Source organism: Herbiconiux sp. 11R-BC, from assembly GCF_049472555.1.
Lineage (GTDB): Bacteria > Actinomycetota > Actinomycetes > Actinomycetales > Microbacteriaceae > Herbiconiux.
In genome coordinates this window covers 53,978-73,108 of the sequence record NZ_JBCEBO010000009.1, presented here as the reverse complement: position 1 = coordinate 73,108, position 19,131 = coordinate 53,978, and the positions used below count along the sequence as shown (strand labels likewise).

At 71.1% G+C, this 19,131-nt stretch carries 20 protein-coding genes and 1 tRNA gene; 9 read left to right on the top strand and 12 right to left on the bottom strand.

Annotation, left to right across the window (positions count from 1 at the left end; translation table 11 throughout):
* Positions 1-8: 8 nt before the first annotated feature.
* On the top strand, positions 9-1,199 hold the full coding sequence (xylA, locus tag VD659_RS17915) for a xylose isomerase (protein WP_423262404.1): 1,191 nt from the start codon (positions 9-11) through the stop codon (positions 1,197-1,199).
* 66 nt (positions 1,200-1,265) lie between these two features.
* On the opposite strand, the gene VD659_RS17910 is transcribed toward xylA, so the two are convergent.
* The 3 genes from VD659_RS17910 to VD659_RS17900 form a co-directional block, all read right to left on the bottom strand.
* Complete coding sequence (locus VD659_RS17910; RefSeq protein WP_423262403.1) at positions 1,266-2,429, bottom strand: hypothetical protein; 1,164 nt, start codon at positions 2,427-2,429, stop codon at positions 1,266-1,268.
* Between the two features lies 1 nt (position 2,430).
* The gene (locus tag VD659_RS17905; protein WP_423262402.1) at positions 2,431-2,760 is read right to left on the bottom strand and encodes a hypothetical protein; all 330 of its coding nucleotides are present in this window, start codon (positions 2,758-2,760) and stop codon (positions 2,431-2,433) included.
* A gap of 196 nt (positions 2,761-2,956) precedes the next feature.
* A complete protein-coding gene (locus VD659_RS17900) occupies positions 2,957-3,436 on the bottom strand; it encodes a VOC family protein (protein WP_423262401.1) in 480 nt (159 codons plus the stop codon).
* Between the two features lie 101 nt (positions 3,437-3,537).
* On the opposite strand from VD659_RS17900, the gene VD659_RS17895 reads away from it, so the two are divergent.
* The gene (locus VD659_RS17895) at positions 3,538-4,404 is read left to right on the top strand and encodes an Fpg/Nei family DNA glycosylase (protein WP_423262400.1); all 867 of its coding nucleotides are present in this window, start codon (positions 3,538-3,540) and stop codon (positions 4,402-4,404) included.
* 192 nt (positions 4,405-4,596) lie between these two features.
* On the opposite strand, the gene VD659_RS17890 is transcribed toward VD659_RS17895, so the two are convergent.
* The 3 genes from VD659_RS17890 to VD659_RS17880 all read right to left on the bottom strand — a co-directional run bounded on the left by VD659_RS17890 (position 4,597) and on the right by VD659_RS17880 (position 9,044).
* A complete protein-coding gene (locus VD659_RS17890; RefSeq protein ID WP_423262399.1) occupies positions 4,597-5,697 on the bottom strand; it encodes a WxL protein peptidoglycan domain-containing protein in 1,101 nt (366 codons plus the stop codon).
* A gap of 132 nt (positions 5,698-5,829) precedes the next feature.
* Entirely contained in the window at positions 5,830-7,665 is a 1,836-nt protein-coding gene (locus VD659_RS17885; RefSeq protein ID WP_423262398.1) for a fibronectin type III domain-containing protein, read from the bottom strand.
* 125 nt (positions 7,666-7,790) lie between these two features.
* Positions 7,791-9,044, bottom strand: a complete 1,254-nt coding sequence (locus VD659_RS17880) for a HupE/UreJ family protein (protein WP_423262397.1) — start codon at positions 9,042-9,044, stop codon at positions 7,791-7,793.
* Between the two features lie 215 nt (positions 9,045-9,259).
* Between VD659_RS17880 and VD659_RS17875 the strand changes: the two genes are divergently transcribed.
* The 3 genes from VD659_RS17875 (at position 9,260) to VD659_RS17865 (ending at position 11,512) form a co-directional block, all read left to right on the top strand.
* Positions 9,260-9,970, top strand: a complete 711-nt coding sequence (locus VD659_RS17875) for a BMP family ABC transporter substrate-binding protein (protein WP_423262396.1) — start codon at positions 9,260-9,262, stop codon at positions 9,968-9,970.
* 88 nt (positions 9,971-10,058) lie between these two features.
* Positions 10,059-10,514, top strand: a complete 456-nt coding sequence (locus VD659_RS17870) for a PPC domain-containing DNA-binding protein (RefSeq protein WP_423262395.1) — start codon at positions 10,059-10,061, stop codon at positions 10,512-10,514.
* Between the two features lie 38 nt (positions 10,515-10,552).
* The gene (locus VD659_RS17865) at positions 10,553-11,512 is read left to right on the top strand and encodes a lysostaphin resistance A-like protein (RefSeq protein ID WP_423262394.1); all 960 of its coding nucleotides are present in this window, start codon (positions 10,553-10,555) and stop codon (positions 11,510-11,512) included.
* Here VD659_RS17865 and VD659_RS17860 read toward each other — a convergent pair.
* The gene (locus VD659_RS17860) at positions 11,449-12,333 is read right to left on the bottom strand and encodes an MBL fold metallo-hydrolase (RefSeq protein ID WP_423262393.1); all 885 of its coding nucleotides are present in this window, start codon (positions 12,331-12,333) and stop codon (positions 11,449-11,451) included. The two genes, VD659_RS17865 and VD659_RS17860, sit on opposite strands and share 64 nt — an antisense overlap.
* Positions 12,334-12,401: 68 nt before the next feature.
* Here VD659_RS17860 and VD659_RS17855 point away from each other — a divergent pair, with 68 nt between their 5' ends.
* Positions 12,402-13,247, top strand: a complete 846-nt coding sequence (locus VD659_RS17855) for an SGNH/GDSL hydrolase family protein (RefSeq protein ID WP_423262392.1) — start codon at positions 12,402-12,404, stop codon at positions 13,245-13,247.
* Between the two features lie 37 nt (positions 13,248-13,284).
* Here VD659_RS17855 and VD659_RS17850 read toward each other — a convergent pair.
* The 5 genes from VD659_RS17850 to galU form a co-directional block, all read right to left on the bottom strand.
* Positions 13,285-13,360, bottom strand: a tRNA-Ala gene (locus VD659_RS17850).
* Positions 13,361-13,389: 29 nt separating this feature from the next.
* Positions 13,390-14,739, bottom strand: coding sequence for an acyltransferase family protein (locus VD659_RS17845; RefSeq protein WP_423262391.1), 1,350 nt, complete (start codon positions 14,737-14,739; stop codon positions 13,390-13,392).
* Positions 14,740-14,902: 163 nt separating this feature from the next.
* Complete coding sequence (locus tag VD659_RS17840) at positions 14,903-15,877, bottom strand: hypothetical protein (protein ID WP_423262390.1); 975 nt, start codon at positions 15,875-15,877, stop codon at positions 14,903-14,905.
* 74 nt (positions 15,878-15,951) lie between these two features.
* Positions 15,952-16,605, bottom strand: coding sequence for a GNAT family N-acetyltransferase (locus tag VD659_RS17835; RefSeq protein ID WP_137835868.1), 654 nt, complete (start codon positions 16,603-16,605; stop codon positions 15,952-15,954).
* 37 nt (positions 16,606-16,642) lie between these two features.
* On the bottom strand, positions 16,643-17,533 hold the full coding sequence (galU, locus tag VD659_RS17830) for a UTP--glucose-1-phosphate uridylyltransferase GalU (protein ID WP_423262389.1): 891 nt from the start codon (positions 17,531-17,533) through the stop codon (positions 16,643-16,645).
* An 85-nt stretch (positions 17,534-17,618) separates the two neighbouring features.
* On the opposite strand from galU, the gene VD659_RS17825 reads away from it, so the two are divergent.
* From VD659_RS17825 to mscL, 3 genes are read left to right on the top strand one after another with little or no spacing between them, the layout of a single operon-like run.
* Positions 17,619-18,203: a 5-formyltetrahydrofolate cyclo-ligase gene (locus tag VD659_RS17825; protein ID WP_423262388.1), complete on the top strand. Its 585-nt coding sequence runs from the start codon at positions 17,619-17,621 to the stop codon at positions 18,201-18,203.
* 43 nt (positions 18,204-18,246) lie between these two features.
* Positions 18,247-18,594, top strand: coding sequence for an FmdB family zinc ribbon protein (locus VD659_RS17820; protein WP_423262387.1), 348 nt, complete (start codon positions 18,247-18,249; stop codon positions 18,592-18,594).
* A 13-nt stretch (positions 18,595-18,607) separates the two neighbouring features.
* Positions 18,608-19,078 (top strand): large conductance mechanosensitive channel protein MscL, encoded by a 471-nt coding sequence (mscL, locus tag VD659_RS17815; RefSeq protein ID WP_423262386.1) that lies wholly within the window; start codon positions 18,608-18,610, stop codon positions 19,076-19,078.
* The last annotated feature ends 53 nt before the right edge of the window (positions 19,079-19,131 follow it).

Below are 19,131 nucleotides of genomic sequence, written 5' to 3'. Positions count from 1 at the left end.
GTCAGACCATGACAACGACGCCAACCCGTGAAGACAAGTTCTCCTTCGGTCTCTGGACCATCGGCTACAACGGAGCCGACCCCTTCGGCGGCCCCACCCGCGCTCCCCTCGACGTGGTGCACGCCGTCGAGAAGCTCTCCGAGCTCGGGGCCTACGGCCTCACCTTCCACGACGACGACCTCTTCTCATTCGGGTCGACGGATGCGGAGCGCCAGACCCAGATCGACCGCCTCAAACAGGTGCTCGCCGACACCGGCCTCATCGTGCCGATGGTCACGACGAACCTGTTCTCCGCTCCGGTCTTCAAAGACGGCGGCTTCACCTCGAACGACCGCGCGGTGCGCCGCTTCGCCTTGCGCAAGGTGCTGCGCAACCTCGACCTGGCCGCCGAACTGGGCGCGAAGACGTTCGTGATGTGGGGCGGCCGCGAGGGCGCGGAGTACGACGCGGCGAAAGACATCCGCTCTGCTCTCGAGCGCTATCGGGAGGCCGTGAACCTGCTCGGCGACTACGTGACCGACAAGGGCTACGACATCCAGTTCGCGATCGAGCCCAAGCCCAACGAGCCCCGCGGCGACATCCTGCTGCCGACGGTGGGTCACGCCCTCGCGTTCATCGAGACCCTCGAGCGCCCCGAACTCGTGGGCGTCAACCCCGAGGTCGGCCACGAGCAGATGGCCGGCCTCAACTTCGCCGCCGGCATCGCCCAGGCTCTCTACCAGGGCAAGCTCTACCACATCGACCTCAACGGCCAGCGGGGCATCAAGTACGACCAGGACCTCGTGTTCGGCCACGGCGACCTGCACAACGCGTTCGCCCTCGTGGATCTGCTCGAGAACGGTGGACCGAACGGCGGGCCTGCTTACGAGGGGCCCCGGCACTTCGACTACAAGCCTTCGCGCACCGAGGACGAGACCGGTGTCTGGGACTCGGCCGCGGCGAACATGCGCACCTACCTGCTGCTGAAGGAACGCGCCGCGGCCTTCCGCGCCGACCCCGAGGTGCAGGAGGCTCTCGCCGCATCCCGCGTGCCGGAGCTCTCGGCGCCGACCCTGGGCGAGGGCGAGTCCTACGACGCCCTGCTGGCTGACCGCTCCTCCTACGAGGACTTCGACGCGGGCGCCTACTTCAACGGCAAGGGCTTCGGCTTCGTGCGCCTGCAGCAGCTCGCGACCGAGCACCTGCTCGGAGCCCGCTAGCCTTGCAGGTCCGGCGGTGAGCGCAAGCCGCCGCGGTTCGCTCGCCTCCGGGCGAACCGCGGCGGCTCAGGCTCCCCGGAGCGCCTGCGCCGCACGCGCAAGGCGTCCGGCGAAGCCGGGCTGGACTGCGGCCCCGGCCGCATCCGCCCCGGCCGCCGCAGCCTCCTCCGCCGCCTCGACCGACAGCGCCCGCAATCGGGCGATCTCCCGGCTCGCGCGAGCGAACCGGCGGACCAGAACGATCGCGGCCACGCGCTCGGCGGCGGCTCGTAGCGTCCAGGCGCGAGAGGCCCGGTGGTTCCGACGCCCTGCTGGCCAGTACGTCGAGGCGGCGACGAGGGCTCCCATCACCGTGACGCCGGCCGCGCCCGGAGCGTCGAGACGCACGAGCAGGAGGCTGAGCGGAAGGATCGCCGTCACGAGATAGACGATCGCCACGACAAGGACACCGAGCACCGTCGTCGCCCGATCCGGGGTGGTGGAGCGGGCGAGTGATTGGAAGAATCCGGCGACGACGAGGATGCCGGCGACGGCGAGGTACGCCGGCAGGCTCGCCAGTGCTGCCGAACCGCTTCGGGAGAGCACGGCCGCGAGCAGGTTTCCGACGACCGCGGCGGCGACCACGGTCGTGAGCGCCACCAGCCACGCCGGGCGTCGCGAACGGCTCCACAGCGTCGCCAGCCGTTCACGCGCCCAGGCGCGGTCGTGCTCGGCCACGAGCAGCGCCCGCGATCTCTCGGGCACGTTGAACGCCCCCAACTGGACGGCGAGGAAGACCATCGCGGCCGACACGGGCAGCAGCACGAACACGACACCGGCCTGTGTCGGGTCGTGGACACACGCGGCGGCGATGAGCACGAAGGCCGGAGCGAGGGAGGCCGTCATCGTCACCGCCACCCAGCCGAGCAGTTGCTGCGTGCGCCCGGCGCCGGGAGTATCGATGAGCTGGCCGCCGATCACGATCGTGTAGAAGCCCAGCAGGATGGGGATGTAGGCGCCGAGCGCCCAGCCGATGTGTTGCAGAACCACCGCCCCGAGTGCGGGAGCGAGCGCCAGGGCGTCGTCGATCGGATGCTCCCCGCCGACGACGAAAGCAAGGCCGACGACGGCGACCAGCACGGCCAGCAGGCCGATCGCGGCGGCTTCCGCCGCGGCGCTGGCCGCTGAGCGGCGCGGGGCCAGAGCCGTCGCCGTCGCCGTCGCGGCGGGAGCGGGTGCAGAGCGGCTCACGTCAGTCGCGGGCGTGGAGGTAGGCGTCGTCGATGCGCTTCGCGAACTCGCGGCTCATGTTGGCGATGCGCCAGTGCTCGTCGACGCCGTCGGGCGCGGCATACGGTGGCTCGGCGGCGTAGGCATCGGCGATCTGCCGGGCGTAGTCGGCCGCGATACGCGGGGTGGCGGCGCGGAGGAGGAGGCGCTCGTCGTACGGGGTGGCGAGGTCGTTGCGGCGCATCCGGATCTCACCGAGCACCAGAACGGTGCCGGTGAGGAAGATCTGGTCGGCCAGCATCATCTGACGCACCCAGGGGGCGAACTCGGCCGTGCTCCCGGGTTCGGTCATGGTCCACCTCGCGCATCGCCGGAGAATGTGAAGGCCGCCCGCGGCGCCGGTCGCACCCGAGACGGGCGTCGCCACGGGCGGTTGCAGCTCGAGGGTATCGAGAAACCAATGGGACTCCCACTCCCATCCGCCGGCGTGACGCCGGCGTCACGCCGTGGCAGCCGCTTGAGCCGCCACCCGCCGCGGTGAGCGGCGGTCAGGCCGCGTCGTGCGCGGCCTGCAGCGCCGCCAGGTCGAGCTTCGACATCCGCATCATGGCGTCGAGGGTGGCAGCCGCCTTCGCCGGGTCGGGGTCGGCGAGCAGCTCCGCCAGCAGCGGCGGCACGATCTGCCACTTCAGGCCGAAGCGGTCGGTGAGCCAGCCGCACGGCCCGGGCTCCCCGCCGTCGGCGGTGAGGGCGTCCCACAGGCGGTCGATCTCGGCCTGGGTCTCGGCGCGGGTGAAGAGCGAGACGGCGTCGGTGAACGGATGCCCGGGGCCCCCGTTCAGCGCCTGGAATTCGAGCCCCTCGAGCACGAAGCTCACGCCGAGCGCCTGCCCGGCCGGCATCGGCCCGCCCTCGGGGTAGCGCGAGACGCTCACGATGCGGGAGTCGTCGAAGAGCGACACGTAGAACTCGGCGGCCTGCTCCGCCTCGGTGTCGAACCAGAGGAACGGGCTGATCTTCTGCGGCATGACTGACTCCCTCGTGAGCGTGTCGTCGGTGCTCCCATGCTAGAGCCGGGCGCTTCGGCGGCGAAGGGCCCACTGTCGCCGGTGTGGCGCAGAATGGAGGAGTGCCCGAACTCCCCGAGGTCGACGCGCTGGTCGCCGAGTTGCGCCCGCGCCTGATCGGCCGCGTGCTCGACCGGGTCGCCGTGGTCTCCTTCGCGGCGCTCAAGACCGTCGACCCGCCGGTCTCCGCCCTCTCCGGCGAGATCGTGCACGCCGTCGACCGGCACGGCAAGTTCCTCGACGTCACCGTCGGCGAACTGCACCTCGTCACCCACCTCGCGCGGGCCGGCTGGCTGCGCTGGCGTGACGGCCCTCCCCCGCCCCCGAGCGGCCGTCCGGGCTCCGGCCCGCTCGCGGCTCGGCTGGTGCTGGCGGGCGACGGCTCCGGCTTCGACCTCACCGAGGCCGGCACCAAGAAGAGCCTCGCACTCTGGGTGGTGCGTGACCCGGCCGAGGTGCCCGGCATCGCGCGCCTGGGCCCCGACCCGCTCGACCCGGGCTTCACCGAGGAGGTGTTCGCGGGCATCCTGGCCGCTGCCGGCCGCGCCCAGGTGAAGGGCGTGCTGCGCGACCAGTCGCGCATCGCCGGCATCGGCAACGCCTACTCCGACGAGATCCTGCACGTGGCCCGGATGTCGCCGTTCAAGCCCGCGGCCATGTCACCGGCCGAGACGGCTGCGCTCTACGAGGCCGTGCAGGGCACGCTCCGCACAGCGGTGGAGCGCGCCCGCGGAGTGGCGGCCAGCTCGCTGAAGAAGGAGAAGAAGGCCGGGATGCGCGTGCACGGCCGCACCGGCGAGCCCTGCCCGGTGTGCGGCGACACCGTGCGGCAGGTCACCTACGCCGACTCGAGCCTGCAGTACTGCCCCACCTGCCAGACCGGCGGCAAGCCCTTGGCCGATCGTGTGCTCTCGCGGCTGCTCAAGTAGGCTGGCGGCGCATCCGCGCCCATCACCGAAGAGGTCTGGAGTCCGGTCGCATCGGCTACTGGTACCTAACCGTTCGCGTCGCACCAGCGACCGGACGACTCCATCCTCACCGCCGGCGCACGCGAACGGCCGAGATCCGGGGCGCCAAGATCGGCCGATCTTTGCACCCTGGCAATCCGGAGGGGTCGCGGCTCAGGCGGCCGGCGTCGGCTCGCTCTCGCGCTCCTCGAGGGCCTTGGCCACCGCATCCTTCACCCGCGCGTCTTCGAGCGCCTTCGCGCGCCGACGACGACGGCGCACGAGCAGCACGGCGGCCACCACGATCGCGGCCACGAGAACGAGCAGCACGAGCAGCGGCCACGGGATGTCGACCGTGCTGGCCGAGCCCTCCACCGTGGTGAGCTGCGGGGTGCCGCCTGACGCGTCGGCGAGCTCGGGAGCGAGCTGCGGGGTCAGCACGGCCTTGGCCGAGAGCACGAAGGCGGGGAACACGCCGGTGACCGGCACCGCGACCTGCCACGACTCCCCCGGCAGCAGTTCGGGAGCGGGCTCGACGCTCGTCACGTCGATCGGCAGCAGTCCGAAGGGGCCGGCGAGCGAGACGGCCTGCGCGGCCGAGAGGCGCACGTTGCCGGTGTTGCGGATGGTGTAGCTCACGGCCGCCTCGCCCGTGCCGAAGGGGTTGAGGGTTCCCGCGTAGTCGACCTGCAGGTTCTCGATCGAGAGCGCCGGGGCGAGGGTTCCGCCGACCCGCAGATGGATGCGGATGCCGAGCCGCCGGTCGACCGTGATGCCCTGGCCGGAGCCGGCCTGCGAGAGCGAGGTGAGCACACCGCCGGCGTAGTCGCCCGGCGTCGCGTCGGCGGGGACGGTGAGCGTGAACGGCACCTCGAGCGACTCGCCGGCGGGAACGGTGACGTGGCCCGAGCCCAGGGTGACCCAGCTGCCGACGGCCACCGAGGGGGTGTCGCGGGTGAGCACGTCCAGTTGTCCGCTCGTGGTGGTGAAGCCGTCGGCGGCGTAGACGTCGAGCTCGAGCGGCGCCTGGTCGTGGTTGGAGATGATGAGGCCGTCGGTGACCTGCCCGCCCGGGTCGACGGAGTAGTTGTAGTTCTGGCGGTCGGCGCCCTCGGCGTTCGAGGAGGTGCGCACCCCCCACGTGACGTCGCCGTCGGCGGCGACGGCGGGGCCCGCGGCGGCGAGACCGGCGACGGTGAAGGCGGCAGCCATCGCGAGGGCGGTCAGGCGGGCGAAGGCGGTGCGGTGACGGGGACGGGCTGCTCGCGCGTTCATCGGGTGATCCTCAACTCGGGGTGGTCATCGGGTGCTGCGGGGTGTTCGGGTGCTGCAGGTGGAGCCGGGTGAAACGGGGGATGGCCGGGGCGGGCGCTTCGTGGCGCCCACCCCGGCCGGTGGTGCGGTGGATCAGCTCAGCGCGGTCAGCGTGAGCGTCGCCTTGTAGGTTCCGTCGGTGACGTCGACCGGGATCTGCAGGTCGAGACCCGCACCGAGCTTCGCCGAACCGAGGGCGTGGCCGGTGGCCGCGCTGCCGAGGGTGGAGGCCGCGGAGAGGCCGTTGCCGCCCACGAAGCCCGAGTCCACCTTGACGCCGGCCGCGGCGCCGCCGCCGGCCTCGACGACGGCCGGGGTCCAGCCGAGGTACTTGCCAGAGAACGAGTTCGCCCCGGAGGTGAAGTCGCCCACCTGAGCGGAGATCGCCCAGGCCGGACCGGTCTTGCGGGTGTCGGTGACGCGGATCGGGTTGATCGAGCCGATCGCCTGGTAGTGGTCGCCGCTCTGCGTGGCGGTGCCGAGGTCGACGAGACCGTTGGTGCCGTCGATGCTCCAGACGAACTCACCGGGGGCGGTCTGCGGAACGGTCACCTGCAGTTGCTCGGCGCCCTTGTTCGGGTCGTCGGCGCGGCTCAGCGTGACGGAGTCCACGACGCTGTTCACGGGCTTCGCGCTGCCGTTGGCCTGGCTGCGGAGGGTCTTCACGGTGATCGTGGAGTCCTTCACCTCGACGGCGGTGTAGTTGCGCACCTTCTCCTGGTTGGAGACCGAGAGCCAGGAGAAGCCCTGGGCCTGGAGGTCGTAGTACTTCGAGCCCGACGAGGAGTTCGCGGTGACGTAGAGCACGCCGCCGGGGCCGGCGACGACCGAGTCCGCACCGGCGACCTCGGCCGGATCGGCCTTGTCGTTGTTGTGCATGAGGTAGGTGCGCGCGTAGCTGTGGTCGTGGCCCTGCAGCACCAGGTCGACGCCGAGGCTCGAGATCACGGTCGGCAGGTCGGCGCGGCGGGTGGCCACGTCGCTGTCGGTGGCGTGCGGGCCGGCCGAGTAGACCGAGTGGTGGAAGGCGAGCACCTTCCACTTGGCCTTCGACCCCTGCTCGGCGACCGTCTTCTGCATCCAGGCGATGTGCGAGGCGTCGTTCAGGCTGTTCGAGTTGATGTCCATGAACAGCACATCCTTGTAGATGTACCAGTAGTCGCCACCCGAGCTGGTGGTGCCGTTGCCGGGGCCGGCGGTGCGGTCGGTGTTCGGCGTGTTGAAGTGCTGCTCGTAGGCCTTGGACCCGACGTCGTGGTTTCCGTTGGTGGCCACGAAGGGGATCTGGCGGAGCTGGTCCGGCACGAGGAACGCAGTGTACTGCGTCTCGTTCGAGGCCGACTCGACCTGGTCGCCGGCGGAGAAGAGCATCTCGGCGTTCGGGTAGGTCTGCGTGGCCACGTTCACGGTGTCGACCCAGCCGGCCGAGTCGCTCGGCACGTTGCCCGAGGAACCGATCTGCGGGTCGCCGAAGAACAGGAAGTCGAAGTCGCCCGAGAACGACTGGGTCTTGAAGCTGTAGGTCGCCGACCAGTTGCCTTCGCTGCCGACCCGGTAGACGTAGCTCGTGTTGGCCTGCAGGCCCGAGATGGTGACGAAGCGGTTGTACTCGCCGCTGGTGGTGAGTCCACCGGTGGCCGCGATGCTCGTGGCCGAACCCGGGAAGGCGCCGCCGACAACGTTCGCGGCGAGGGCGTACTGCACGACCTGCGCGGTGTCGGCAGCGGAGTACCAGGAGAGGTTGCGCGAGGCGACGTCGCCGCCGATGCCGAGCACGATGTCCGACGGGGGCACGTCGGCCGCGTTGGCCGCCGTGGCGCTGAGGGCGCCGCCGCCGAGCACGACGGCGGCGCAGAGGAGCGCTGCCGCGGTGCGCGTGACGCGCCGGTTCGCGAACACGCTGGTCCGCTTGGGGGTGTTGATCGACATGAGAGTCTTCAATACCTTTCAGGTTCTTGGTGTGGCGCGGGATGCGCAGCACCCACGCTCGCGCTGGTCGGTAAACGGTTGTTGAATTGCCCGCGTTCGAGGGGTGGACCGGCCATTGCGGTTCGTCAACCGATCCCGAGGATGCGCTGCACGAACCACACAAGACCGACCAGCGTCACGCCCGCCGCGATCGCCACCCCCACCCAAAGCCCCACGCGGGGCGCCCGGCGGCGCAGCAGCAGGAGCACCGGGAACACGATCGCGATGATGGTGAGCTGCACGAGCTCGATCCCCACGTTGAACACGAGCAGAGACCACAGCAGGGTCCACGACCACGGCTCGTCGATGCCGAGCGCGCCCGCGAAGCCGAGCCCGTGCACGAGGCCGAAGCAGAACACCACCGCGAGCCGCGCCCAGTCGGCCCGTTCCATGCCGAGCAACCCCGAGCGTTCGGGCTGGAACGTCGTGAACACGTAGGGGCGCTTGCGCCAGGTGGTGACGAGGTACCACGCCGCCACCACCGCGATCGAGAGCGCGATGATCGGTTCGACGATCGCGGGCGGCACCGAGACCACGCCGAGCGCCGCCAGCAGGAACGTCACCGAGTGCGCCACCGTGAAGGTCGTGGCGGCGAGCACCACGTCGCGGAGCCGCCGCGAACCCACGATGAGCGCGAGCAGGAACAGGATGTGGTCGATGCCACTCAGCAGGTGCTCGGCGCCGAGCAGGAAGAACTCGGCGAAGCGGTCGGTCCAGGGCTGCGCGGTCGAGAACGAGGGGTTCGCCGCGTCGAGTGCGGCGCTCCCGGCCTGACCGTCGAGGTCGTAGCTCACGATGGTCTTCGTGTCGGTGACGTAGCCCTCGGAGTCGGGGAACAGCGAACTCGAGATCTGGTGCACCGTGTGCTCGACGGGCCCCGACGCGCTGGCCGCCGGCCCTCCGCCCGTGCAGTCGTAGTCGAGCACCGCCTGCGCGTAGGGCACCTCGTCGCGCACGTGCGAGGTGAGGGCGGTGGCCGGCGTCTCGACGCAGGCCACGCCGTCGGCCGTGAGCCCGAGGTGCTGGTCGATGTAGCTCAGGACGGCTTTCTCGTGCGCCCGCAGCGCGGTCGCCTCGTCTCCGGTCTGGAAGACCGCCATCCCCTCGTCGAAGAAGGAGGGGTCGGAGGCCTTCTCCGCGGCCGAGACCACCAGCAGGTCGTATTCCAGCTCGACCGTGGCGAGCACGTGGCCGGGAGCGCCCGCGGCGAGGTCGACGTAGGCGGTGGAGTTGAAGCCGTGGGCGGATGCCGGAGCCGCCGCGAGCAAGGGGCCCGCCAGGGCCACGGCGACCGCGGCGAGCACGCCCGCGAGACCGGCGAGCCGGAGGTGATTCGTCATGGGAGCCTTTCGTCGACTCGCGAAATGTGCCTCACGCGGGTGAACGGCACGCGGCCCGGAGGCGACGCGGGGGCGAACGCCCGCGAACCGGAGCGCTCCGCCCGGCCGCTCCGGCACCGGGCCCCGATACCGTGGGACAGCGTTTCCCCGCTGTTCACCACCCAGGTCTCCCGCCGTCACCCGGGGGCGGGCGGTCCGTGCCATCGTCGGGGGCGATGTCCACCCCCCTCCGCCCCCGCCGGCCCCGAGCATCCGGGCCACTTCTCGGCGTCCTCGCCGTCGCCTCGCTCGCGGCGGCCCTGCTGACCGGCTGCGGCGCCACCGCAGCGACGCCCACCCCGACGCCGACGGATGCCGCGGCCCTGCTCACCCCCCTCGGCGCCGGTTTCATCGGCAGCGCCTCGCCCTCCCCCTCCCCCGAGGCCACCGTCACCCCGGAGCCCGGATCCTGGGCCGGCGTGACGCCGCCGGTCGGCTACCGCGTGACCCTCATCTCGGCCGGCACGGATGCGGCCACGACCACCGTCGTGCAGGCGGTCGCCGACTGGGCCGCGGGAGCCCACGTGGCACTCACGACTCTCAGCGCATCGAACGACGAGGAGGTCGGCACGCTCTTCGACGAGGCCGTGGCCGCGGGATCCGATCTCATCGTGGGCGCCGGCAACGGCGTCATCGACACCTTCATGCTCGTGACCGCGCAGTACCTCGACCAGCAGGTTCTCGTGGTGGGCGCCGAGCTGCCCGAGCCCACGGCCAACGTCACCTCGGTGGTGTGGCCCGGGGCGGTGTTCCGCGGAACGGGGCTCGGCACCTCCGGCGACCTCGACCCCGCCTCCGTCACGCCCGAGCGCACCGCCGACGCCATCGAGGCCGGCGTGGCGAGCGTGCTGCACGGGCACACGGGCATCGTGGTGTATCTGAGCTGACGGCCGCGAGGGCGACGGCGACGCACGGGCGGCACGCGGCCGCACCCGCGTGTCGGAAGCGGGGCCACGGATGTGGTTGGCTCGAAGGGTGCACACCTTTCCCCTCACCCGCGGCCGCAGCATCCTGGTGGTGCTGGAGCCCGGCGACGACGTTCTGACAGGCGTTCTCGTGGCCTGCGCCGCCCACGGCATCGCGCGCGCCGTGGTGCCCGTGTTCCTCGGCGCCTTCACCTCGGTGACCCTGATCGCCGCCGACGGCCCGGTCGACGACGACGACGCTCCCATGCCCACCTCGATCACCCTCGAGTGGGTGGAGGGCTCCGGCTCGGCGACGGTGGCTCCGGATGCCTCGGGCACGCCGGTGCTGCACCTGCACGCCTCGGTGGGGGTCAAGACCGAACGCGGCGCCGCGTACGCCGGCCACGTGCTGGCGGCGACCGCGCACTACACGGTGGAGATCGTGGTCGACGAGGTGCTGGGCGCCGACTTCGCCCGGCTGCCGGATCCGCGGGCCCACGGGCTGAACGGCATCCGCGCCCGCTGAGGGCAGCATCCGCGATCTGATCGAACCAGGGGAGAACGATGAGCGAACGATCGGTGCGCCCGGCGGTGTTCGCCCGGGCTATGGACGAAGCCCGGCGGCCGAGCGGACTCGTGCTCGGCACGGCGGTCGCGGTGCTCGTCACCGCGGCGGTGTTCGGCGCCGGGCGGCTGCTCCGGTTGGTGGAGACGCCGGAGTTCCTGGCCGACGGCGGCATCGTGGCCCTCACCCCCGCGTTCCTCGTGGTCTGGGTTCTCCTGTGGGTCTGGCTGCGGTTCAAGGAGCAGCGGCCCTTCGCCGGGCTGGGCTTCCGCGAACGGCGGCGGGCGGGCATCCGGGCGACGCGGGGCGCCGGGATCGCCCTCGCGCAGATGGGCGTCTACGTGGTGGTGGGCGTGACCACCGGGAGCCTGGTGTTCGTGGCCGACGCCTCGGGCGGGGTGGTGCACACCGCCTCACTGGGCTGGGTGCTGCTCGCGATCGTAGCCTTCGCCGTGCAGAGCGGGGCGGAGGAGGTCACCGCGCGCGGCTACCTGGTGCAGGTCTGGTACCGCCGCACGGGCGTGGTCGGTGCTCTCGTGGTGTCGATGGTCTTCTTCACGGCCGCGCACTCCGTCTCGGGCGACTTCTCCCTGCTGCCGATGATCGACATGAGCCTCTACTCGGTGGTCGCCGTGCTCTGGGCCCTGAGCGAGCGGAGCCTCTGGGGCGTCATCGGCTACCACGCCACCTGGAACTGGGTGCAGGGCAGTCTGTTCGGCGTCGCCGTGTCGGGCACCGAGGTGCCGAACTCTCTGCTCGTCGTGGGGGCCACGCCGAGTGCTCCGGAGTGGATCACCGGGGGCGACTACGGCGCCGAGGGCAGCCTCGTCGACATCGCGGTGCTGCTCGTGCTGATCGCCGGCGCCGTGGTGGCCTACCGGCGCAGCCGTCGGGATCAGGGCGCGCTCGACTCCTCCTCCGCCGCTGCCGCCTCCTCCTCCTCCGCCAGCTCGGCGTAGCCGTCGGCGAGGGCCGAACGCAGGAACGCGTCGGGCCAGAGCGCGAGGGCGGGATGCGCGGCGCGGCCGGCGGCGGCATCCACCGCCTCGGCCGGGACGCCCGCCGCGTGCGACGAGCGCACGAACGCCGCCACCTCGGCGAGCGCGGCGGCCTGCTCGACCACGAAGGCGCGGTCGACCACGGCTCCGTGGCCGGGGATGATCACGTCACCGGGGTCGATGCCGTTCAGGAGCCGGCCCAGCGCATCCGGCCACGACAGCGGAAAGCTGCCCGAGCCGAACATGGGCGGCCCCGACTGCTCGATCACGTCGCCGAGGGCCCAGACCCGCACGTCGGGCACGAAGACGGCGAGGTCGGTGTCGGTGTGCCCGCGTTCGATGGGCAGCAGATGCACCTCGCGCCCACCCGGCCGCACGATGGTGGGCCGGTCGACGAGCACGCTGGGCGCGGTGAGCACCACCTCCGCCCACTCCTTGTCGGCTTCGAGGCCGGGCTGCGCCTGCACGCGGCCGAGGCGCGGTGCCTCGAAGCGTGCGAAGTGGGCCGGGATGCGGTGGTGTCCGTAGACGGGGATGCCGGCGCGCGCGAACCACTGGTTGCCGAAGCTGTGGTCGTAGTGCGCGTGGGTGTCGATCGCCGCGACGACGGGGAGCCCGAAGGCGGCGAGCACGTCGGCCTCGATCGCGGCGGCTTCCGCGGGGTTGTTGCGCGTGTCCACCACGACGACACCGGTGCTGCCCACGATCGCCGTCACCGAGACGTCCACCGGCTGATACCGGCGATGGTGCACACCCGGAGCGACCTCGCGCCACTGGTCCATGCTCCCACCGCCCCTCGGTGCTCGCTTCGATTGTACGACCCGCGGTCCGCGTGGCCGGGGAGGCCGGAATGCGCCCGCCACCCGAGACGGCCCTCGGCTCGGTGCCAGGCAAGGCGGCTATCGTGGCGCACATGGGAACGGGCCGGGTCGGGGTGATCGCCGCTGTCGTGGCAGTGGGCGCGATCGCGTCCGTCGTGGGTGTCAGTGTACTGATCCTCCAGACGTCGGGAGTCTCCTCGGCGGCGTCCGTCAGCGCCGCCTCCCCGCCCGGCCGGCCGGTCGCGCCGCCGCAGACGGCCGAGCCTGCCGGCACGTCCGCTGCCGCCGAGGATGCCGTGACCCCGGTGGCCGCCGCCCAGGTGATCGTGACCATCGGCGACTCGATCATGGCCGGCTACGGCCTCGACGACCCCTCCCAGGCCTGGCCGGCGCTCGTCGGGGCATCCACCGGCGCGACCGTGGTGAACCTCGGCTGCAGCGGCGGCGGATTCATCGCCGAGGGCGACTGCGGGGGCGACTTCGAGAGCCTCATCCCCAGCGCCGTCGCCGCGAACCCCGACGTGGTCATCATCCAGTCCTCCGACAACGACCTCGGCTTCGACCCCGCCGAGGTGCAGGACGCGACGCAGCAGACGGTGGAAGAGCTGCGGGGAGCGCTCCCGCACGCGCAGATCGTCGCGTTCACCACGCTCTGGGACCAGCCCGATCCGGCCCCCGACGACATCCTCACCGGCTCGGCAGCGCTGCAGGACGCGGTCGCGTCGGTCGGCGGCATCTCGCTCGACCTCGGCCAGCCGATCGCAGGCCAGCCCGGGCTGCTGCAGGACGACGACGAGCATCCCACGCCCGACGGCCAGCACGTTCTCGCCGACGTCATCCAGACCGCACTGACCGGCGCCGGCATCCCGCTCTGACGACAGAACCCCGAGATCGGAACGATCTCGGGGTCAGTGGTGGAGCTACGGGGATTCGAACCCCGGACCTTCTCATTGCGAACGAGACGCGCTACCAACTGCGCCATAGCCCCGCTGACGTCGAAACGACAACCCCGAAAGTCTACGACGAAACCGTGCCCGAACGCGAATGCGCTGATCCGGGCCCGGATGCGCCCCACCGCCCGAGCAGCAGCACGGCCGCCGCGAGCAGAACGCTGCCGAGGATGGCGATCGGGAGATCCATGAAGAACTCCATCACCGCGAACGGCGGGATGAACGCGAGCACCGTCGCCACCGCCACCACGGGCGTCGGCGGCACGGGCCCCACCTCCCGTGGCGCCTCCCACCGGCCGACGACGAACGAGAGACCGAACACCGCCGCGAGCACGATCGCGAACATCAGCGGTCGCGACCACCACCAGGCCGGGCTCGCGGGCGCGGGACTGGCACCGGGCACGAGCAGCGCGAGACCCGACACGAGCAGGATGACCGGCAGGTGCCACAGGTAGATCGTCATCAACCGGGAGCCGACGAGGAAGACGACGGCGCGCGCCGCGTGCGTGTTCATGAGCCTCGCGAGGGCCGGCCGCAGCAGGCACAGGATGCACGCCTGGGCCAGAGCGAGCGCCACCAGCGGCAGCGTGGGCGGGTTGAGGTTCGTGAGCATGTCGTCGGAATACGGACCCCACTGCGTCAGCGGCACGAGCGCGGCGTAGGCCGCGACGGCGATGAGCATGAGCGCCCACCAGCGACGGGCGGCGAACCAGCCGTCGGCATACCAGAAGCCCAGCTGCTGCACGAGCAGCCAGACGAAGAACAGGTTCGCGAGACCGATCTCGTCGATGCCTGTGGAGTAGCGCAGCGCATCCACCGTCACCGCTCCGGCCAGCAGCACGAGCAACGTCGCTCTCGGAGCGCGCGCATGCCACGACGCCATGAGCGGCACGAGGGCCTGGCAGAGCGTGTACGCCGCCAGGAACCACAGCGGCGATGCGGCGCCCACCACGGCCAGGCGGACGAGCTCGGGGTCGACCCCGAGCATCCGGGCGCCGCCGATGACGACCACGTAGAACAGGAAGAGCGGGAGTGCGGGCTGAGCCAGGCGGAGCACTCGCGAGCGCACGTAACCGGCCGCCGTGCCGCCCCGGCGGGTGAGGCTGCGCCAAGCCGTGAGGGAGGCGAAGCCGCCGACCACGAAGAACAGCGGCATGATCTGGCCGATCCAGGTGACCGGCGCGAACCACCACTGCGCCTCGAGCGGCCGCGACACCTCGATCGCTCCATCGGGGCCGAAGCCAATGCCGACCATCAGCAGGTGGATGACCACGACGAGCAGCACGCAGAACACCCGCGCGAGGTCGAGGGTGAGGTCGCGCTTCGAGAGGTCGATCGACGAGGTGCTCGCCGCGGCCCGTGAGATTCCGGAGCCGCCTCGGGTGGCCGTGGTGGGGGTGACGCCGCCGTCGCTCATGCGGCCAGTCTATGAGGCCGACTCATGTCCGCAACGGCATATGCCGCGGGATGCCTCCCGAACGGAAGGAGAATCGGGGGTCTCGCGTGCGAAACTCGACTTCTGGGCCCGAATCTCCTTCCGTTCGGCGCGACAAGGAGCGGTGTAGTGCGGCGGGGCGCGGTCAGCCGGCGCGGCGTCGGGCGAGGATCTCGTCGAGGTCGAGCTGCGCAGTGGTGGTGGTGTCGTCGACGATGCCCATGCGGGAGAAGCGCGATGGTACGGCCTGGCGGGGCGCCGGGGCGGCGGGCGCCGGGAGCTCGGCGACGGTCTCGTGCTCGGCGTCGAGGCGGGCGCGGAGGTTCAGCTCGGCCTCGGCGGCGGCGCGGCGAAGCGACTCCCGGTGCGCCGACTCGGCGTCGGCCGAGGCCGAGTCGGCGGCGAGCGGCGAAGCGGCGGCGGCGCTCGTGGCGGGCGTTGCGTCCTCGTCGTAGGAGTCGAGCGGCGGAAGCGCCGCACGTGCGAGGTAGAGCGGGCGAGGCACGGCCACGGGGACCCAGCCCGTGGCATTCGGAGCCGCGGTCACGGCAGCCTCGTCGGCGTCGGCCTCCGCGTCGGCGGAGACCTCCGCGAGCGGCTCGGCGTGGTCGACGAACTCCGGGGAGACGAGGGCGACCGGCCGGGGCAGCCGCAGGCGGCGCCCGGCGCGGGAGAGGCGCACGAGCACGGCGAGGCAGACCACGGAGGTGACCGCGCCCGCGGCGAGGATGACCCAGGTTCCCGTGTAGGCCAGCTGCATCCCACCGAGCACGGCGACCGCCACGGCGACGGCGAACACGCCCGCGGTGACGGCACGGGAACGGCGCAGGCGGTCGGCGGTGCGCACGGCCGACGGGATGGCGTCGGTCTCGCGCTCGATCACGTGATGCTTCAGGATGCGCTCCTGCTCGGCGATCGCCCGCGCGCTCGCCTCGACGCGCACCTCTTCGGGCACCTCGGAGGTCTCGGCCAGGATGCGCAGGGTCTGCTGCAGGCGGACGGCGTTGCGCTCGGTGGCGAGGTACTGCCGGCTGCGGAACCAGGAGGGCACGAGGTACACCAGCCAGAGCACGGCGGCGAGGGCGATGATGAAGCCGCCGCTCAGCCAATCCGTTGTCATGCCCCCACGTTAGGGGTGCGCGAGCCTCGAGCCCCGCTACCCCGGGCGCGTGTCAGCGATTGACGGGAAAACGTCTACCGGGGCTCCACGGGCAGGGCTCGTGCTGCCGCCTGCCGCTCGCTCTCGGGAATGGTCCCGTCACCGGGCGGGATGCGCCCCTCGCGCCAGCGCCGGAGCACCCCGACGGGCAGTTCCTCGCGCACGAGCGCGAAGCAGAAGTGGTCGCGCCAGTCGCCGTTGATGTGGATGAAGCGGCGGCGCAGCCCCTCGTAGCGGAAGCCCAGCTTCTCGACCACACGCAGGCTCGGCCCGTTCTCGGGCCGGATGCAGATCTCGACGCGGTGCAGGCCCACCGAGAAGAAGCAGTAGTCGGTGGCGAGCGCCACGCTGACGGGCGTGATGTTCTTGCCCGCGAAGCGCTCCGAAACCCAGTACCCGATCGAGGCCGAGGCCACCGAGCCGTAGCTGATCGACGAGACGTTCAGCTGCCCGGCGGGCTCGCCGTCGTACTCCATGATGAACGGCAGACCGAGACCCGCGCGCGCATTCGCCTGCAACGACCGGATGCTCGCGCGGGTGTCGAACGACAGCGGCCCGTTCGGGTTGGTCGCCTCCCACTTGCGCAGCCACGAGCGGTTCTCGATCAGCTCGCGCTCGAGCGGCTTCGCGTCTCGAACGCGAATCGGCCGCACCGTGATCGGGCCCTCGGAGAGTGTCGGAACGAACATTGCTCGAACACTACCGCGTAGGAGCGCAGCCGCGCGATCAGAGCCCCTTGGCGAAGTCCTTCAGCCACGGCCGCAAGGCCGGTCCCAGGTCGGCGCGGTCGGTCGCGAGCTGCAGGATGGCCTTGATGTAGTCGAGCTTGTCGCCGGTGTCGTAGCGACGGCCACGGAAGACCACGCCGTACACGCCGCCCGCGATCGTGTCGTCGGCGGCCAGCGTGAGCAGCGCATCCGTCAACTGGATCTCGCCGCCCTTACCGGGGGGCGTCTGCTCGAGCACGTCGAACACCTCGGGCATGAGCACGTAACGGCCGATCACGGCGAGGTTGGAGGGCTCGGTGCCGGGGTCGGGCTTCTCGACCAGTCCGGTGACCTTCACCACGTCGTCTTCGTCGGTCTCCTCGACGGAGGCGACGCCGTAGAGGTGTGCCATCGCCGGCTCGACCTCCATGAGGGCGATGACCGTGGCGGTGCGTGCCTGTTGCACCTCGAGCATCCGCTTGAGCAGCGGGTCACGGGCGTCGATGATGTCGTCGCCGAGCAGCACGGCGAAGGGCTCGTGCCCCACGTGCATGCGGGCGCGCAGCACCGCGTGGCCGAGCCCCAGGGGGTCGCCCTGGCGCACGTAGTGCATCTCGGCGAGGGCGGTGCTCTCGTTCACCACCCGCAGCATGTCGCCCTTGCCCTTCTGCTCGAGCGTCGACTCGAGCTCGTAGACGCGGTCGAAGTGGTTCTCGATGGCGGCCTTGTTGCGGCCCGTCACGACGAGCACGTCGTTGAGCCCCGCATCCACCGCCTCTTCCACGACGTACTGGATGGCCGGCTTGTCGACCACCGGCAGCATCTCCTTCGGCATCGCCTTGGTGGCGGGAAGGAAGCGAGTGCCGAGACCGGCGGCTGGAATGACTGCTTTCGTCAGATGTGTCCCCATGAGGCTCAAGCGTATCCAGGTTTGGTTGCGCGCAGATGACGCGCGTGAAACACCCGTGTCATGCGGGCGACCTAGAATTGCTCGCATGACCTCCGACCCCAGCCATGAGAAGCGGGCCATCCGCGCGGAGCTGCGGGAGCGCCGGAGAACACGACCGGCACACGTCGTCGACACCGCGAACCTCGGCTTCACCGAGAACCTCATCGCTCTCGCGAAGGAGACCGGGGCCCGCACCATCTCGGCGTACCTGTCGACCTCGTTCGAGCCCGACACCCGGCCCTTCCTCAACTGGGCGCTCGCCGACGGGCGGCGCGTCCTGCTGCCGATCGCGCGTCAGGACGGCCTGCTCGACTGGGCCGAGGGCGACGGCGAGACCGAGACCGAGGGGCTCTACGGTCTGCCGGAGCCGGTCGGCGGCATCCTCGGGCCGATCGCCATCAACGACGCCGACCTCATCATCATCCCCGCCTCGGCGGTGGATGCGCGGGGCACGCGCATGGGCTGGGGTCGCGGCTACTTCGACCGCACGCTCGGCTCGATGGAGAAGTGCCCGCCCGTGTTCGCCGTGGTGTTCGACGATGAGATCCTTGACGAGGTGCCTCGCGAAGTCCACGACGCGCCGGTCGACGGCGCCGTCACCCCCACGAAGATCATCCGGTTCTCACGCTGAGCCCGGCTCGGCGCCTCGTTTTCCCAGTTCGACGGAGATTCTCTTGCCCACCTATTCCTACCGCTGCACGGAGTGCGACAACGCCTTCGACATCCAGCAGGCCTTCACCGACGACACCCTCACCGTGTGCCCCGTGTGCGGCGGCAAGCTGCGCAAGGTGTTCAGCCCGGTGGGCGTGACCTTCAACGGTTCGGGCTTCTACCGCACGGATTCGCGGGCCGGCTCGGGCGGAAAGGGCGGCTCTTCGGGTGGCGGCACGTCGACGTCGTCCGACTCGGGTTCCGGGTCAGGGTCGGGCTCGGGCTCGGGCTCGTCGACGCCGAGCACACCGGCGGCCGCTCCCGCGCCGAGCACGCCCGCGAAGAGCACGGGCGGATCCGCCGCCTCCTAATAGGCTTGATCCCATGCTCAAGGGATTCAGGGAGTTCATCCTCCGCGGAAACGTCATCGATCTGGCCGTCGCGGTGGTCATCGGCGCCGCCTTCACCGCCGTGGTGAACTCGATCGTCACCAACATCTTCAACCCGCTGATCAGCGCCTTGTTCAAGGCCGACAGCCTCAACAACGCCGGCATCGTGCAGATCGGCGACTCGCAGATCCTGTTCGGGGCGGTGCTCGGGGCGATCATCCAGTTCCTGATCGTCGCCGTCGTGGTCTACTTCGTCTTCGTTCTGCCGATCAACCACCTCAAGAAGGCAGCGTTCGCCCTCAAGAAGACGCCGGCCGAGTCGATCGAGGACACCACCGAAGAGCTGCCGCCGACCGAGACCGAGCTGCTCATCGAGATCCGCGACCTCCTGGCCCGCCAGAACGCGGCCGCCGCGCTCGAGACCTCCGCCCCCACCGACACTCCCCCGCACACCCCCAAGCACTGACCTCCTCGCGAGTCGCCAAAAAACGCCCCAAACCGAAGGTTATGGGGCGTTTT